The organism is Dinoroseobacter sp. S375 (genome assembly GCF_049800775.1).
GTDB lineage: Bacteria > Pseudomonadota > Alphaproteobacteria > Rhodobacterales > Rhodobacteraceae > Dinoroseobacter.
Genome location: NZ_JBNAFR010000003.1, coordinates 19,463 through 35,298 on the forward strand (window position 1 = coordinate 19,463; position 15,836 = coordinate 35,298).

Here is a 15,836-nt window from a genome sequence, read left to right on the forward strand (position 1 = left end):
CCGCGTGGTCATTCCGCCGCGATGTTGATGCCTTCGAGCGCGTCCTCGATCTCGTCCGCTGCATCCTGCAGGGCGGCGAGCGTGTCGGCGTCCGGTTGCCAGTAGTCCCTCTCGAACGCCTCGATGAGGCGGTTCGCCATACGGGCGCTTGCCTGCGGGTTCAGGTCCGCAAGTCGTTTGCGCATCGCGTCGTCTAACACGAATGTCTCGCTCAGCCGCTGATAGACCCAGGGCTCCACCTGACCGGTGGTGGCCGACCAGCCGAGCGTGTTGGTGACCTGCGCCTCGATCTGGCGCACGCCCTCATGGCCATGCTTGAGCATGCTCTCGAACCATTTCGGGTTCAGGCTGCGCGAGCGGGTCTCGAGCGCGACCTGATCCTTGAGCGTGCGGACCTTGGCCGAACCGCGGGTCTGATCGCCGATATAGACCGCCGCCTCGTCGCCCCCCTTGGCGCGCTTCACCGCGCGGGCGATGCCGCCCAGCGTGTCGAAATAGTGATCGACCGTGGTCACGCCGAGCTCGACCGACTCGAGGTTCTGATAGGCGATGTCCACATCGCGCAGGGTCTTTTGGAGCAGCGCCGGGTTTGCCGCCGACTTGCCCGAGCGGCCATAGGCAAAGCTCTTGCGCGCCTCATAGGCATCGGCCAGTTCGTCTTCCTCGCCAAAGGCCGAGCTGTCCACCAGCGCGTTCACATTGGACCCGTAGGCCCCTTCGGCATTGGAAAAGACCCGCAGCGCGGCGGTTTCCAGATCGCAGCCCATCTCTTCGGCATAGGCCAGCGCATGGGCGCGGATATAGTTCCACTCGACCGGCTCATCCTCGGCGGAGGCACAGAGATAGGCCGCCTCGGCCAGCATCTTGGTCTGCAACGGCAGAAGATCGCGGAAGATCCCCGACAGGGTCATGACCACATCGACGCGCGGGCGTCCCAGCTCGATCAGCGGGATCAGTTCCGCGCCACAGAGACGGCCATAGCCGTCGAATTTCGGACGTGCGCCCATCAGCGCCAGCGCCTGGGCAATCGGGCCGCCGTCGGATTTGATATTGTCCGACCCCCAAAGCACCAGCGCGACCGAGCGCGGCAGGGTGGCATGGGTCTCGAGCAGCAGTTCCGCCTGTTTGGCGCCGTCCTGCATGGCGAAGAGCGTGGGCATCCGGAACGGATCAAAGGCGTGAATGTTGCGCCCGGCGGGCAGCACCTCGGGCGCCCGGATCAGGTCGCCCCCCGGCACCGGCGCGATATAGCGTCCGGACAGCGCCTTCATTAGCCCGTCCAGCTCCGCATCCTGCTTGAGAAGCTCAGCAATCCGCGCCCGCGCCTCGGCATCCTGACCAGGCATCACGTCCAGGTGGGCATTGATCTCGGCATCGGTGGGCACGCGCCCGACCACATGTAGACCATCGGGGATCAACGCATCCTCGGTTTCCAGCAGCTTGAGCCAGAGCGTGTCCGGATCGGAGCCGTCCAGATCCACCGCCTCGGCCTGCTGCGCGATCAGCGCGGCAAGCTCTGCGCGGTCATCCTCGTCAGGCGCCATGGCGCGGAAGCGCGCGAGGCTGTCCTTGAGCTCCGCCAACCCCTTATAGAGGCCGGATGTCGCCAGGGGCGGGGTCACATGGGTGACCGTCACCGCGTTGGACCGGCGCTTGGCCAAGGTCGCCTCGGACGGGTTGTTCGACGCATAGAGATAGACATTCGGCATCTCGCCGATCAGCCGGTCGGGCCAGTCGCGCGCCCCAAGCCCCGCCTGCTTACCCGGCATGAACTCCAGCGCGCCGTGCATCCCGAAATGCAAGACCACATCGGCCTGGTAGGTGGACTTGAGCCACATGTAGAACTGGGTAAACGCGTGGGTCGGAGCAAAGCCGCGCTCGAACAAAAGGCGCATCGGGTCGCCCTCGTAGCCGAAGGTCGGCTGGACCCCGACGAAAACATTCCCGAACTCCTGCCCGAGGATAAAGACCCCGCGCCCGTCCGACTGGATCTTGCCCGGGGCGGGGCCCCAGACCTCTTCGATCACCGAAAGCGGCGGCGTATTGGCGACGATATGATCGGCGCTCACATGGGCGGCGACATTCGCCTCCTGCCCGTATTTCTTGGCATTCCCCTCGAGAACCGCCGCGCGCAGGGCGTCGACATTTTCTGGCACCTCGACGCTGTAACCCTCGGCCTTCATGCGGATCAGGGTGTTGAACAGGCTCTCGAACACGCTCAGATAGGCTGCCGTGCCCACCGCGCCCGCATTGGGCGGGAAGCCGAACAGCACCACGGCCACCTTCTTGGCGGCATTCTCGCGGCGGCGCAGGCGCGCAAGGCGCAGGGCCTTCTCGACCAGCACGTCGATCCGTTCCAGGCAGGGGGCCATGGCCTTGACGTCATTGGGCGCGGCACAGCGGTACTGACAACCGGTGCAGCGATCCTCGCCATGGCGGCCCGCAAAGACCGTGGGATTGGTCGCCCCGTCGATCTCGGGCAGGGCGATCAGCATGGTGGTCTCGACCGGGCCAAGCCCGCTGGGGGCGGCGGCCCATTGGCCAAGCGTCTGAAACTCCAGCGGATGAGCCGCGAGATAGGGAATATCGAGCCCCGTCAGAACCTCGATCGCCGCATCGCTGTCATTATAGGCGGGCCCCCCGATCAGCGAGAACCCGGTGAGCGAGACCATCGCATCGATCTGGGTGGCGTCCTCGGGGCGGAAATAGCGCGAGATCGCCGGGCGCGCGTCGAGCCCCCCGGCAAAGGCCGGGATGACCCGGATGTTGCGCGCTTCGAACGCATCGATCACCGCCTCGTAATGGGCGCTGTCCCGGCTCAGGATATAGCTGCGCATCATCAGCAGGCCGACCGTCGCCTCAGGCTGCGCCGGACCGGGCAGCTCGGAAATGTCGGTGAAGACGCGCTCCGGATGGGCCGGGTGGAACAGACCCACCTCCGGGTATTCGACCGGCGGCAGGGCCTTGATCTCGGACCAGCCGGGCCGGGCCGCATAGGCGCTGATGAGCATGCGCAGCATTTGCTCGGTATTCTCATCCGAGCCATCCAGCCAATACTGCATGGTCAGGAAATAGTTGCGCAGATCCTGGGCCTTGCCCGGCAGAAACCGGAGGATCTTGGGCAGGCGCCGCAGGATCTTCATCTGCCCCTCGGAGGACGAGGTCTTCTTGGTCTTCGGCTTGAGCTTCTTGAGGATCGCCATGGCGCCCGAGGCCGGCTTCGACAGATCCACATCGCCCATGCGAGTGAGGTTCACCAGCGCCTGATCCGCGATCACGCAGACCATGGCGTCGCAATGATCGCGCCGTGCTTGCAGGTCCGGCAGGATCGCCTGGATCTGTTCGTCGAGGAAGATCAGGTTCACCACCACGATATCCGCCTCAGCGATGGCCGCGCGGGTTGCCGCTAGGCTGGCGGGGTTCTCGGACCACTCTCCGGCCGCATGGACAGACACTTTCAGTCCCGGGAAATCCACCTGCAACGCGGCATTCACCCGCGCAGCAGGGCCCAGCACATGGCTGTCCAGCGTGATGATCACGAAGCGGTAAGGCGTCGGACCATCGGGCTGAGGGGTCAGGGAACCACTATCGAGCATAATGCGCCTTGGCCTCATAAAGGGTATCGACACTGATCTCGGTCACACCCTGTTCGAGCGCGTATTTCTCGGTGTTGCGCTTGGCCTTGCCCCGCACGAAGAACGGGATCTTCTTGAGCTCTTTCTCCGCATCCGCGAGCCAGACCGCGACATCGCTTCCCGTGGCCTCGGGTGCCCGTTCCTCTGTCATTGTTCCCGAAATACTCCGGGGGGTCTGGGGGGCTGGCCCCCCAGCCGTCTCAACCTCATCCAACGGTTTCGGCGCATGGCCTCCATGGTGGGACGGACCCGCCGCATCATGGAACTCGAAGTCCTCGCGGAACATTGCCAGCAGGTGCTCTTCGAGCCCCATGACCAGCGGATGGATCCATGTGTCGAAGATGACGTTTGCGCCCTCGAAGCCCACTTGCGGCGAGTAGCGCGCCGGGAAGTCCTGCACATGGACCGGGGCCGAGATCACCGCGCAGGGGATGCCCAGACGCTTGCCGATATGACGCTCCATCTGGGTGCCGAGGATCATCTCGGGCGCGGCCTCTTCGATGGCGGCCTCGACCTCGAGGTAATCATCGGTGATCAGCGGGGTGATCCCTAATTCCTTGCCCAAGGCTCGGATATCGCGGGCAAACTCGCGGTTGTAGCAGCCAAGACCGACGACCTCGAACCCCATCTCGTCGCGGGCGATGCGGGCGCAAGCCTTCACATGGGTCGCGTCCCCGAACAGGAACACGCGCTTGCCGGTCAGGTAGGTGCTATCGACGGATTTGCTCCACCAGGGCAGGCGCAACCGGCTCTCATCCGGGCGCGTGGTCAGGCCCGTGAGCGCCTGAACCTCGGCGATAAAATCGCGGGTCGCACCGACACCGATGGGCACGATCCTGGTATAGGGCAGACCCAGCTCCCGCTCGAGAAAGCGGCAGGCCGCTTCGCAGGTCTCGGGGTAGAGCATGACGTTGAAATGGGCCGCGCCCAGCCGGGCGATATCGGACGGGCTGGACCCCATGGGGCCCACCACATTCACATCCACACCCATCTCCGAGAGCAACCCGGTCAGCTCCTCGACATCATCGCGATGGCGAAAGCCGAGCCCCGTGGGGCCCAGGATATTGCAGGACACCCGTGCGGTCTTCTCAACCGGCTTTGCGAGCGCGCGGACAATCTGGAAGAAGGTCTCGTCGCAGCCGAAGTTTTCCTTGCGCTGATAGCTTGGAAGTTCCAGCGGGATCACCGGCACGGGTAGGCCCATGGTCTCGGCCAGACCACCCGGATCATCCTGGATCAGCTCGGCGGTGCAGGAGGCCCCGACGATGATCGCCTCGGGCTTGAACCGCTCATAGGCATCGCGGCAGGCATCCTTGAAGAGATAGGCGGTATCCGCTCCCAGATCGCGGGCCTGAAAGGTGGTGTAGGTCACCGGCGGGCGGTGGTCGCGCCGCTCGATCATCGTGAAGAGCAGATCGGCGTAGGTATCGCCCTGGGGTGCGTGCAGCACGTAATGCAGCCCCTTCATCCCCGTGGCGACGCGCATGGCCCCCACATGGGGCGGGCCCTCATAGGTCCAGACGGTGAGCTTCATGACAGGCCTCGCGTCGTGAGTATTTGAAGAACAATGAGGGAGGGGGTGCCGCGCAGGATCATTCCGCAGCCTCCAGCTTGAGCAGGTCACGCCGCCGGATCGGCCGCGCGAAGAGCCCGGCGAGATCGCCCGCCTGCTCGTAGAAATGCACGGGCGAGAACACGAGCTCGATGGCCCATTTCGTCGTCAGCCCCTCGGCCTCGAGCGGGTTGGCAAGGCCCAGCCCGCAAACCGTCAGGTCCGGGCGCGCGGCGCGGCAGCGGTCGAGCTGCTTGTCGACATCCTGGCCTTCCGAGATGGTCGGCCCGCCTGCGAGCAGATCGAGATCCGCCCCGACGAGGCCCTTATGAATGTAAGGCGCGCCCACCTCGATGGCGGTCATGCCGCATTCGCGCGTCAGGAAGCGCGCGAGGGGAATTTCGAGCTGACTGTCCGGGAAGAAGAAGATCGATCTGCCCTTGAGCGTCTCGGCCGCCGCCGCGATGGCCTTGCGGGCGCGGGCGCGGGGGGCCGCGGTGACGGCCTCGAAAGTCTCGTCCGAGACGCCAAACTCATCGGCGATCGCGCGCAGCCACAGGGTCGTGCCCTCTTCGCCAAAGGGGAAGGGCGCGTCGATCCGGCGGGCGCCGCGCCGTTCGATGGCGGCGCAGGTTTCGCCCAGGAAGGGCTGCAGCGGCGCATAGACCGTGTTCGGGCCCAGTCCCGGCGTCTCATCGGCGCGATGGGCGGGCAGGACGCGGATCGGGCCGATCCCCATCTTGGTCAGCAGGCTGAGCGCCTGATCTTCGACCACATCGGGCAGCGCGCCCACAAGCAGCAACTCGCGCGCCTCGGTCTCCGGCAGGACCGGCACCATGGATTCCAGACAGGCATCTTCGCCTTGGGTGAAGGTCGTCTCGATCCCGGAGCCGGAATAATTCAGCACCCGCACATGGGGCGCGAATTTCTGGGTCAGGCGCTCGGCGGCGCGGCTCAGGTCGAGCTTGATCACCTCGGACGGGCAGGAGCCCACGAGGAAGAGCTGGCGGATATCCGGACGGCGCGAGAGCAGGCGTTCCACCTCGCGGTCGATCTCGTCCTGGGCATCGGCGAGTCCGGCCAGATCGGTTTCCTCGAGGATCGCCGTGCCAAAGCGCGGCTCGGCGAAGATCATCACGCCGGCGGCGGATTGCAAAAGATGCGCACAGGTCCGCGACCCCACCACGAGGAAGAACGCGTCCTGCATCTTGCGATGGAGCCAGATGATGCCCGTCAGGCCACAGAAGACCTCGCGCTGGCCGCGCTCCTTGAGGACCGGGGTGTCCCGGCAGCCGGGAGAAACCTGAGAAACGGGTTTGTTCATGCCATCGCCTCCGATTGCAGGCGTGCCATGCGAAGCTTCCAGAGAAACTGCCCCGCATTCACGACATAGGTGACATAGGCCAGCAGCGCGATGACCATCTGCCCATCCGGGGAGACGGAACCGCTCAGAAGCGCCCATATATAAAGTGTGTGAAGGGCGATGACGACGAAGCTGACGACATCCTCCCAGAAGAAGGCCGGGGCGAGCAGGTACTGTCCGAAGACCACCTTTTCCCAGATCGCGCCGGTCACCATGATGGCATAGAGGAACGCCGTCTTGATCAGGATCGAGACCGTGGCGATCACGTATCCCTCGCCGGTCAGCATGAAGCGCAGCACGAATGCCAGCGAGACCGCGAAGGCGACGAACTGAAGCGGCGCCAGAATCCCCTGAATCAGTGTCCAGACGGTTTCATCGCGGCGTTTCTTCTGCTCGGGCGTGTAGAGCCCGCCCTTGTTTTCTTGGGTGTTCGGACCGGTCTGCATCCGACGACTCCCCCTCCGGCAAACGATTGTTCACCCGAATTTACATATGGGGAGTTGCAAGTGTCAACTTAAACTTACACAATGACAGACAACCGGTGAGATGAATGACTGGAAGCGATTCGCCCATGAAGGATCATATATTCAAAGGAAAAAATGCCAGCGACTCGGGCGTGGACGCCGAAGTCGCCGCATTTCGCGCGCTGGTGTCCAGAAACTTTGACAATTCCGGCGTTCTGACAGATACTGCCCCTGGGTTAGCGTCTGCCCCAGATGCGCTTAGGGACGATCTCGAAACCGAGGGGCAGAGCGGGGTTGCTGTGGACAGCGCTTTCGACATTGCAGGACCGGCACAGACCGGGTCCAACATTCACCTCTCGCCGGCCGAGGTTCAGGCGCTCGCGTCGCAAGCCTTGGACGTTCTGGCGAATGACACCGATGACTCGAATGGCGGCGCACCGCTTGCGCAACTTCTGGCCCTGACCGAAGCCTATATCGCCATGGACGAGCAATCCCGGCACGACCTTCTGGCCCGCATCATGAAACGGGGGGTCAGCTCTCAGGATGTGATCGAGGCGATCATCCCGGCCGCTGCCCGCTATATGGGTGAGCTTTGGGCGTCGGACAAACTGAGCTTTGCGGATGTCACCATCGGCGCCGCCCGGCTGCAGGAAACCGTCCGCACCATCGGCGTGCGCCGGGTGGAACGCGTCGACCCGGATCCCGAAGGCCCGTCGATCATGCTGATCGTGCCGCGAATCGAACAGCACACCCTCGGCGTCTTTGTCGTGGCCGAGCAATTCCGCCGCATGGGCGTACGCGTGCATATGACATTGGGAAACAACCAGGCCGAGATTCTGCGGCTGGTGCAGATACATCACTTTGCCATGGTCGGCGTCACCGCTTCTTGCCGCAGAACGCTTGCATCGGTACGCGATTTGGTCAAAACAATTCGGACTGGCGTGCCGCGCATCGTGCCAATTGTGGTGGGTGGTCCTGTTACAGAATCTGGCCTCGATATCATTGCGATGACCGGGGCCGACTACGTAGCTGCAAGCGCCGAAGAGGCGCTACGGCTTTGCGAGATCGAGACGAACCAACAGCGAAGACTTGAATCGTAACCGTGCAGATCCCGGAGAGGACCCGGGGCGACAGGAGAGATTGATGAACACGCGGGAAAGAGATTTCTGGGATGACCGGTCGGCGCCGCGCATTGCGCCGGAGCATTTCAATGAAATCGTCGCCACCGCAGCAGACCTCGCCATTGTTCTGGACCTGAAAGGCACGGTCCAATCGCTCGTCGTGAACCCGCTGAACCCGACAATCGGACGGCTCGATCATTGGCAGAAACGCGATATTCGGGACTTTTTGGCCGAGGACAGTCTGTCCAAACTGGAAAAACAACTGGCCGCCTATCGCGAAGGCGAGGCGCCGGCGACCGATGCCATCGAGGTCAATCATTTCGACAATGCGAATTGGGAATTCCCGATCCGCTATACCCTGCACCGCACGGGCGACAATGATCTGATCCTGATGCTGGGCCGCGACCTGCGCCCGGTGGCCGAGCTGCAGCATCGTCTGGTCAAGGCGCAGCTGGCGCTGGAAAAGGATTACGAGAACCACCGCGATTACGAGACCCGCTACCGGGTCGTAATGGAATCGACCCGTGACCCGCTGGTCATGGTCGATGCCTCCAGCGGTCGGATCACGGATATGAACTCCGCCGCGGCCCAGGCTCTGGGTGCGGATGCGGATGCGCTTGTGGGCAATCTCTTTGGCCACGAGTTTGACGGGATGAAACGCGGCGAGCTGCTGGACCAGATGATGTCCTCGGCCACCTCGGAAAACCGCAAGCAGGTGCGCGCCACGACCAAGCGCTCTGGCAAGGAGCTGGAAATTCAGGTGCGCCTCTTCCGCGCCTCCGGTGACAAAACGTTGCTGTGCCGCCTCGAAGGATCCGGCACGCAAGAAGTCATTGGCGAGGAGCTGAGTGAGATCTTGTCCCTTCTTTATCGCGAGGGGTCGGACGCGGTGGTCTTCACCGACCCGACCGGCGTCATCCGCAACGCCAATGAAGCCTTCCTGAACCTCACCGATGTGGGGCAGGTCGGGGATATCAAGGGCAAGTCGCTGGGCGATTTCCTCGCGCGCGGCTCGGTCGATCTCAAGGTCATGATGGACAATGCCTCGCGCCACGGCGCGATGCCGATCTACTCGACACGACTGGAGAGCGCCTATGGCTCGCAGCTCTCGGTCGAGATGTCCGCCACCCATCTGGAGGCGCGTCATAATGGTGGCTTCGCCTTCGTGCTGCGCGATGCCTCCCGGCTCGAAGTGGTGCGGGACGCGACCCCGATGGCGGGCGCCGTCTCGGGTGAGGCGATGCAGAACGTGATGGAACTGGTCGGCTCCGCGCCGCTCAAGGACATCGTGTCGGCCACCACGGATGTGGTGGAGAAGATGTGCATCGAAACCGCCGTGGGCCTGACCCGCAACAACCGTGTGGCCGCGGCCGAGATGCTCGGGCTGTCGCGCCAGAGCCTTTACGTCAAGTTGCGCAAATACGGTTTGCTCAACAAGGGCGGCGAAGACTGAGCGGGCGGCACGCGCCCGCCACTTCTCGAAAAAAACTGGTGTAAACCCTGCCTGACAGTCTGTCCGGGCTTGCTGCGACTCGCGTTGTCGTGTTTGATTGACACATGAGTGTCAGCGTCGATTTACAGCCCCGCAAACTGCCCGAGCCCTCGGCCGCTCTGGAGCTGATCAAACCCATCACGTGGTTTCCGCCCATGTGGGCCTATGCCTGCGGTGTGGTGGCCAGCGGGGCGTCGGTCACGGATCATTGGGGCCCGCTCGTTCTGGGCGTGCTGCTGGCCGGGCCGATTGTCTGTGGCATGAGCCAGGCCGCGAATGACTGGTGCGACCGCCATGTGGACGCGATCAACGAGCCGAACCGCCCGATCCCGTCGGGACGTGTCCCGGGCCGTTGGGGTCTGTGGATCGCCCTTGCCATGTCAGCGCTCGCGCTGCTGGTCGGGCTGACCCTGGGCCCCTGGGGGCTCGGTGCCACGGTGGTCGCCGTTCTGGCCGCCTGGGCCTATTCCGCCGAGCCGGTCCGCCTGAAGAAATCGGGCTGGTGGGGGCCGGGCCTTGTCGGGCTCAGCTATGAAAGCCTGCCCTGGTTCACGGGCACGGCGGTGATGGTCACCGGCGCGCCGAGTTGGCCTATCGTCATCGTCGCGATCCTCTATGGGATCGGCGCTCATGGCATCATGACACTCAATGATTTTAAGGCGCTGGAGGGTGACCGCCAGATGGGCGTCAACTCCCTGCCCGTCACGCTCGGCCCGGAGCGCGCGGCCAAGCTGGCCTGCGTCGTCATGCTGATCCCGCAGCTCGCGGTGATCGCGCTTCTCTTCCACTGGGGGCTCGGCAACCGGGCGCTGGTGGTCACGGGCCTCGTGGTGCTGCAGCTTTGGGCGATGCGCGAGATGCTGGCCGACCCCAAGGGCAAGGCGCCCTGGTATAACGGCACCGGCGTTCTGTTTTACGTGACGGGGATGATGGTCACGGCCTTCGCCCTGCGCGGGATCGGGGGCGTCTGACATGCTCGGCTGGATCTCGATCATCCGCATGGGGCTGGTGCAGCTCTGCCTCGGGGCGATAGTCGTACTGACAACCTCGACCCTGAACCGGCTCATGGTGGTGGAGCTGGCCTTGCCGGCTGTCCTTCCCGGTCTGCTCGTGGCGCTGCATTACGGCATTCAGATCACCCGCCCGCAATGGGGCTACCGATCGGACACGGGCGGCAAGCGCACCCGCTGGATCATCGGCGGGATGGCTGTTCTGGCCGCCGGAGGGCTGAGCGCGGCCTATGGCGTTGTCCTGATGGAGACCGCCTTTATCGCCGGTCTGCTGGTGTCGATCCTCGCCTATGCGCTGATCGGCGTCGGTGTCGGAGCCTCCGGCACCTCGCTGCTGGCCCTGCTGGCCACGGCCACAGATCCACGTCGGCGGGCGGCGGCGGCCACGATCACATGGCTGATGATGATCGCCGGAATTGCGGTGACGGCAGCCACGGTCGGCAGCTTCCTCGATCCTTATTCTCCCGCGCTCCTGCTCAGGATCGTGGCCATTGTCACGATCGGCGCTGTCCTGCTCACCAGCCTTGCGGTCTGGGGGATCGAAGCGCGGGTCACGGTCCCGCCCGTCGAGAAAGCCCCCCTGCCCTTCATGGATGGCATGCGCGAGGTCTGGGCCGAGCGTAAGGCCCGCAATTTCACGGTCTTCGTTTTTCTGTCGATGACCGCCTATTTCATGCAGGAGCTCATCCTCGAGCCCTATGCCGGGCTCGTCTTCGCCTTCACGCCGGGGCAGTCGACCTCGCTGAGCGGCGCCCAGAACGGGGGCGTGTTCCTCGGGATGGTGCTCGTGGGGGTTTGCGCCACGGGGCTGCATCTCGGCTCGCTCCGGGCCTGGGTCATCGCCGGGTGCATCGGCTCTGCCGGAGCGCTGGCCCTGATCACCGGGCTCGGCCAGATCGGCCCGGCCGCACCATTGGTGCCCGCCGTCGTGCTGCTGGGCTTTTTCAACGGCATGTTCGCCGTCGCCGCCATCGGATCCATGATGCAGCTCGCCGGAGAGGGCCGCGAAGCCCGCGAGGGCACGCGCATGGGCCTCTGGGGTGCGGCGCAGGCCATCGCCGCCGGGTTCGGCGGTCTGGTGGGCGCGGCAAGCGCCGATCTCTTGCGGCAGATCCTGCCCAATGACGCCGCAGCCTTTGGCTCGGTATTTCTGTTCGAAGCAGCCTTGTTCCTCGTCTCGGCCCTGATGGCCTGGCGTGTGGTGGACAAGGCACGCAAGACACGCGCCCCGCAGACCGGCGGCGCCTTGGTTCCCGGGGAATGAGGGGGAGATGGAATGACCTATGATGTGATCGTTGTGGGCGGAGGCCCGTCGGGCGCGACCGCGGCCGAGGACCTGGCACGCGCCGGCAAGAAAGTCGCGCTGATCGACCGGGCTGGGCGGATCAAGCCCTGTGGCGGGGCGATCCCGCCGCGCCTGATCGAGGATTTCGACGTTCCGGACAGCCAGATCGTGGCCAAGATTAACACCGCGCGCATGGTGTCGCCCACCGCGCGCCACGTGGATATCCCGATCGAGAACGGCTTTGTCGGAATGGTCGATCGAGAGTTTTTCGACGAATTCCTGCGCGAACGCGCGGCCAAGGCCGGGGCGGACCGGCACACGGGCACCTTCGTGCGGATCGAGCGGTCCGAGCAGGGCACATGGGTCGTCTATCGCGACAAGGCCACGCGCGAAGAGGTGTCCTTGCGCACCAAGCTGATCATCGGTGCCGATGGCGCGCGCTCGGACGTGGCTCGGGCCGAAGTGCCCGGCGGCGACACGATCCCCTATGTCATCGCCTATCACGAGATCATCAAAGCCCCCGAGGGCATCTCCGAAAACTACGACCCCAAGCGCTGCGACGTGATCTATGACGGCGTGGTCTCGCCCGATTTCTATGGCTGGGTCTTCCCCCATGGCAAATCCGCCAGTGTCGGCATGGGCACCGGGGTGGATGGCACGGACCTCAAGGCCGCGACGAAGCTGCTGCGCGAGAGCGCGGGCCTGATGGAATGCGAGACCATCCGCAAGGAAGGCGCGCCCATCCCCCTCAAACCGCTGGACAAATGGGACAATGGCCGGGACCTCGTGCTTGCCGGGGATGCCGCGGGCGTGGTTGCCCCCTCCTCGGGCGAGGGGATCTACTATGCCATGGCCGGGGGTCGGGTTGCGGGGGAAGCCGCGCTCGAATGCCTGCGCACCGGGCAGGTCAAGGCGCTCGCCAAGGCGCGCAAGCGCTTCCTCAAGGAGCATGGGACAGTTTTTCGCGTTTTGGGCGCGATGCAGGACGCCTATTATCGGTCGGACGAGCGCAGGGAGCGTTTCGTGTCGCTCTGCCATGACGTGGATGTGCAGCGCCTGACTTTCGAGGCTTACATGAACAAGAAACTGGTGCGTGCCCGGCCCATGGCCCATCTGAAGATCGGGGTGAAGAACCTGGCCCATCTGAGCGGGCTGATCTCGCCGGTGTCGGTATGAGGGACTTCGTCCCCGCCTGGGTCGATGGGGCGCTGAGCCCGGTGGGCAAGCTGGAGGCGCATCAACGCGGCCTCAAGCACAAGGCCGTGTCGGTTTTCGTGATGCGCGGGACCGAGACGCTGATCCAGCGGCGCGCCCTGTCGAAATATCACACGCCCGGGCTTTGGGCGAATACCTGCTGCACCCATCCCTTGTGGGATGAAAGCCCGGTGGATTGCGCCATGCGCCGCCTGAAGGAGGAGCTGGGGATCACCGGGCTCTATCCGGCCCATCGCGACCGGGTGGAGTACCGCGCCGATGTGGGCAACGGGTTGATCGAGCATGAGGTCGTGGATCTCTTCATCGCCGAGGCGACCCCGGATCTGGTGGTGGCGCCCAATCCCGACGAGGTTTGCGATTATGCCTGGATCGATCTGTTCGATCTGAGTGCCGAGGCCAAGCGCCGGCCCGAGAAGTACACGCCTTGGCTGCGGATCTATCTCGAGGAGCATTCGGAACGGATCTTTGGCGCGCTCAGCCCGAGCTGAGCCAATCGCCTCTGACGGCAGATCAAAGCCCGGTGCGTCTTTCGACACACCGGGCTGATTTTTTGCCTCCGGCGGGGATATTTAGAGACTTAAGAAAGCCAACGCGCGGGGGGATCCTGCGCGCTGTGTTGTCGCGTCAGGCGGAGGTCGCTTCGAGCAGCGCGGTCTCCGCCCCCATCAGGTGCAGCGCCTGTCCGGCGATATGACCTGCGGTCAGCTTGGCATCCGCGTACATGTCATCCGGGCTCGCCTGATCGATGAAACGGTCCGGCAGGGTCATGGTGCGGATCTTGAGCTTGCCATCGAGACGCCCGGTTTTCGCGAGCCAATGCAGGACCATGGCGCCAAAGCCACCCTCAGCCCCCTGTTCGACCGTGATGAGCGCCTCGTGGCTGTCGGTCAGATCGGCGATCAGCTGCGTGTCGAGCGGTTTGGCGAAGCGCGCATCGGCGACGGTGACTGAGATGCCTCGCGCGTCGAGCTCTTCGGCGGCCTTCAGGCATTCCGAGAGATGCGCGCCCAGAGACAGGATCGCGACCGAGCTGCCTTCGCGGATCACCCGGCCCTTGCCGATCTCGAGGATCTGGCCCCGCTCCGGCATTTCCGTGCCGACCCCCTCGCCGCGCGGATAGCGGAACGCGATGGGGCCTGCGTCATGAGCCGCGGCGGTGGCGACCATATGGACAAGCTCGGCCTCGTCGGCGGCGGCCATCACGGTCATGTTCGGCAGGTTCGCCAGATAGGCCACGTCATAGGCGCCCGCATGGGTCGGGCCATCGGCCCCCACGAGGCCGGCGCGGTCGATGGCAAAGCGCACGGGCAGGTTCTGCAGCGCCACGTCATGGACCACCTGGTCATAGCCGCGCTGCAGGAAGCTGGAGTAGATCGCGCAGAAGGGTTTCATGCCCCCCGCCGCAAGCCCCGCCGCGAAGGTCACCGCGTGTTGCTCGGCAATCCCTACATCGAAGACGCGCCCCGGAAAGCGCTTGCCCATGATGTTCACGCCCGTCCCGCCCGGCATCGCCGCCGTCACCGCGCAGATCCGCGCGTCGCGCTCGGCCTCGGCGGTCAGGGTCTCGCCGAACACCTTGGTATAGGCGGGCGCGTTGGGGGCGGATTTCTTCTGTTTGCCCGTGGCGACGTCGAACTTGGCCACCCCGTGGTAGCAATCATCGGACAGCTCGGCGGGGGAATACCCCTTGCCCTTCACCGTGCAGGCATGGATCAGAACCGGGCCGCTGGCCTTGGCCCGGGCGGCGCGCAGCACCTGCAGGAGCTGCGGCACGTCATGCCCGTCGATCGGGCCGATATAGTCAAATCCCAACTCTTCGAACAGCGTCGCGGAAGAGCCATGCTCCCCGGTCACAAGTTCCCGGGCCCGTTGAGCGCCCTCGCGCAGGGGGCCGGGCAGGCTGCGTTCGAACCCCTCGGCGATGTCCTTGAGAGCGTGGAGCGGACCGGTCGAGGCCAGATCGCTGAGATAGGTGGACATGGCGCCCGTGGGCGGCGCGATGGACATCTCATTGTCGTTCAGGATCACGAAGAGGCGGCGCCCCTCATGCCCGGCATTGTTCATCGCCTCATAGGCCATGCCGGCGCTGATCGAACCATCGCCGATCACGGCAATCGCATCACCCGTGGCCCCGCCGAGGTCGCGCGCCGTGGCAAAGCCCAGCGCGGCGGAGATCGAGGTGGAGCTGTGGGCAGCACCGAACGGGTCATACTCGCTCTCGCTGCGCTTGGTGAAGCCCGACAGGCCCCCCTTCTGGCGCAGGGTGCGGATGCGGTCGCGGCGCTCGGTCAGAACCTTATGCGGATAGCATTGGTGGCCCACATCCCAGATCAGCTTGTCGAAGGGGGTGTTGAACACCGCATGGATCGCCACTGTCAGCTCAACCACGCCGAGCGAGGAGCCCAGATGCCCCCCGGTCTCGGAGACTGCCGAGATCACCTCGGCGCGCAGCTCATCCGAGAGCGTTGTCAATTCTCGATCCGTGAGGGATTTCAGGTCGGCCGGGCAGGCCACCCGGTCAAGCGTGGGGGTCTGGGGGCGGGAATTGGGCATGGTCGTCTCCTCCTTCGCGGTCTGGTGCGAGATCATGCGCGAGCGGTCTCGCGCGGACCGATCCGGGGGGCGCCAATGCCGGTCAAGCGGCGCGGGTGGATCGGGGGTGGACCGACGGTCGAGCCTGCGGGTCCGGAGTCCGGGCC

At 64.8% G+C, this 15,836-nt stretch carries 11 protein-coding genes; 6 read left to right on the top strand and 5 right to left on the bottom strand.

The window, feature by feature from the left end; translation table 11 throughout:
* Positions 1-8 precede the first annotated feature (8 nt).
* From ACP150_RS07945 to bchF, 4 genes are read right to left on the bottom strand one after another with little or no spacing between them, the layout of a single operon-like run.
* Entirely contained in the window at positions 9-3,596 is a 3,588-nt protein-coding gene (locus ACP150_RS07945) for a magnesium chelatase subunit H (RefSeq protein ID WP_424966048.1), read from the bottom strand.
* Positions 3,586-5,169 carry a ferredoxin:protochlorophyllide reductase (ATP-dependent) subunit B gene (gene bchB, locus ACP150_RS07950; protein WP_424966049.1) on the bottom strand — a complete coding sequence of 528 codons (1,584 nt, stop codon included), beginning with the start codon at positions 5,167-5,169 and terminating at the stop codon, positions 3,586-3,588. Before bchB ends, ACP150_RS07945 begins: the two co-directional genes overlap by 11 nt.
* 58 nt (positions 5,170-5,227) lie before the next feature.
* On the bottom strand, positions 5,228-6,511 hold the full coding sequence (locus ACP150_RS07955; protein WP_424966050.1) for a ferredoxin:protochlorophyllide reductase (ATP-dependent) subunit N: 1,284 nt from the start codon (positions 6,509-6,511) through the stop codon (positions 5,228-5,230).
* On the bottom strand, positions 6,508-6,996 hold the full coding sequence (gene bchF / locus ACP150_RS07960) for a 2-vinyl bacteriochlorophyllide hydratase (protein WP_424966051.1): 489 nt from the start codon (positions 6,994-6,996) through the stop codon (positions 6,508-6,510). Before bchF ends, ACP150_RS07955 begins: the two co-directional genes overlap by 4 nt.
* Positions 6,997-7,121: 125 nt before the next feature.
* On the opposite strand from bchF, the gene ACP150_RS07965 reads away from it, so the two are divergent.
* From ACP150_RS07965 to ACP150_RS07990, 6 genes are all read left to right on the top strand, one after another.
* Entirely contained in the window at positions 7,122-8,114 is a 993-nt protein-coding gene (locus ACP150_RS07965; protein ID WP_424966052.1) for a cobalamin B12-binding domain-containing protein, read from the top strand.
* Positions 8,115-8,157: 43 nt separating this feature from the next.
* Positions 8,158-9,588: a transcriptional regulator PpsR gene (ppsR, locus tag ACP150_RS07970; RefSeq protein WP_424966053.1), complete on the top strand. Its 1,431-nt coding sequence runs from the start codon at positions 8,158-8,160 to the stop codon at positions 9,586-9,588.
* Positions 9,589-9,692: 104 nt separating this feature from the next.
* The gene (gene chlG, locus ACP150_RS07975; protein WP_424966054.1) at positions 9,693-10,598 is read left to right on the top strand and encodes a chlorophyll synthase ChlG; all 906 of its coding nucleotides are present in this window, start codon (positions 9,693-9,695) and stop codon (positions 10,596-10,598) included.
* 1 nt (position 10,599) lies between these two features.
* Positions 10,600-11,901 (top strand): BCD family MFS transporter, encoded by a 1,302-nt coding sequence (locus ACP150_RS07980; protein ID WP_424966055.1) that lies wholly within the window; start codon positions 10,600-10,602, stop codon positions 11,899-11,901.
* A gap of 12 nt (positions 11,902-11,913) precedes the next feature.
* Positions 11,914-13,098 carry a geranylgeranyl diphosphate reductase gene (locus tag ACP150_RS07985; protein ID WP_424966056.1) on the top strand — a complete coding sequence of 395 codons (1,185 nt, stop codon included), beginning with the start codon at positions 11,914-11,916 and terminating at the stop codon, positions 13,096-13,098.
* Positions 13,095-13,625 (top strand): isopentenyl-diphosphate Delta-isomerase, encoded by a 531-nt coding sequence (locus ACP150_RS07990; RefSeq protein ID WP_424966057.1) that lies wholly within the window; start codon positions 13,095-13,097, stop codon positions 13,623-13,625. Before ACP150_RS07985 ends, ACP150_RS07990 begins: the two co-directional genes overlap by 4 nt.
* 136 nt (positions 13,626-13,761) lie before the next feature.
* Here ACP150_RS07990 and dxs read toward each other — a convergent pair whose 3' ends face one another.
* A complete protein-coding gene (gene dxs / locus ACP150_RS07995) occupies positions 13,762-15,690 on the bottom strand; it encodes a 1-deoxy-D-xylulose-5-phosphate synthase (RefSeq protein WP_424966058.1) in 1,929 nt (642 codons plus the stop codon).
* Positions 15,691-15,836: the final 146 nt, after the last annotated feature.

What these genes read in the sequence shown, in the direction of transcription:
- bchF (WP_424966051.1), bottom strand. Translation starts at nt 6,996, where the DNA reads ATGCAGACCGGTCCGAACACCCAAGAAAACAAGGGCGGGCTCTACACG.
- ACP150_RS07965 (WP_424966052.1), top strand. Translation starts at nt 7,122, where the DNA reads ATGAAGGATCATATATTCAAAGGAAAAAATGCCAGCGACTCGGGCGTG.
- chlG (WP_424966054.1), top strand. Translation starts at nt 9,693, where the DNA reads ATGAGTGTCAGCGTCGATTTACAGCCCCGCAAACTGCCCGAGCCCTCG.
- ACP150_RS07955 (WP_424966050.1), bottom strand. Translation starts at nt 6,511, where the DNA reads ATGAACAAACCCGTTTCTCAGGTTTCTCCCGGCTGCCGGGACACCCCG.
- ACP150_RS07980 (WP_424966055.1), top strand. Translation starts at nt 10,600, where the DNA reads ATGCTCGGCTGGATCTCGATCATCCGCATGGGGCTGGTGCAGCTCTGC.
- bchB (WP_424966049.1), bottom strand. Translation starts at nt 5,169, where the DNA reads ATGAAGCTCACCGTCTGGACCTATGAGGGCCCGCCCCATGTGGGGGCC.
- ACP150_RS07990 (WP_424966057.1), top strand. Translation starts at nt 13,095, where the DNA reads ATGAGGGACTTCGTCCCCGCCTGGGTCGATGGGGCGCTGAGCCCGGTG.
- ppsR (WP_424966053.1), top strand. Translation starts at nt 8,158, where the DNA reads ATGAACACGCGGGAAAGAGATTTCTGGGATGACCGGTCGGCGCCGCGC.
- ACP150_RS07985 (WP_424966056.1), top strand. Translation starts at nt 11,914, where the DNA reads ATGACCTATGATGTGATCGTTGTGGGCGGAGGCCCGTCGGGCGCGACC.
- dxs (WP_424966058.1), bottom strand. Translation starts at nt 15,690, where the DNA reads ATGCCCAATTCCCGCCCCCAGACCCCCACGCTTGACCGGGTGGCCTGC.
- ACP150_RS07945 (WP_424966048.1), bottom strand. Translation starts at nt 3,596, where the DNA reads ATGCTCGATAGTGGTTCCCTGACCCCTCAGCCCGATGGTCCGACGCCT.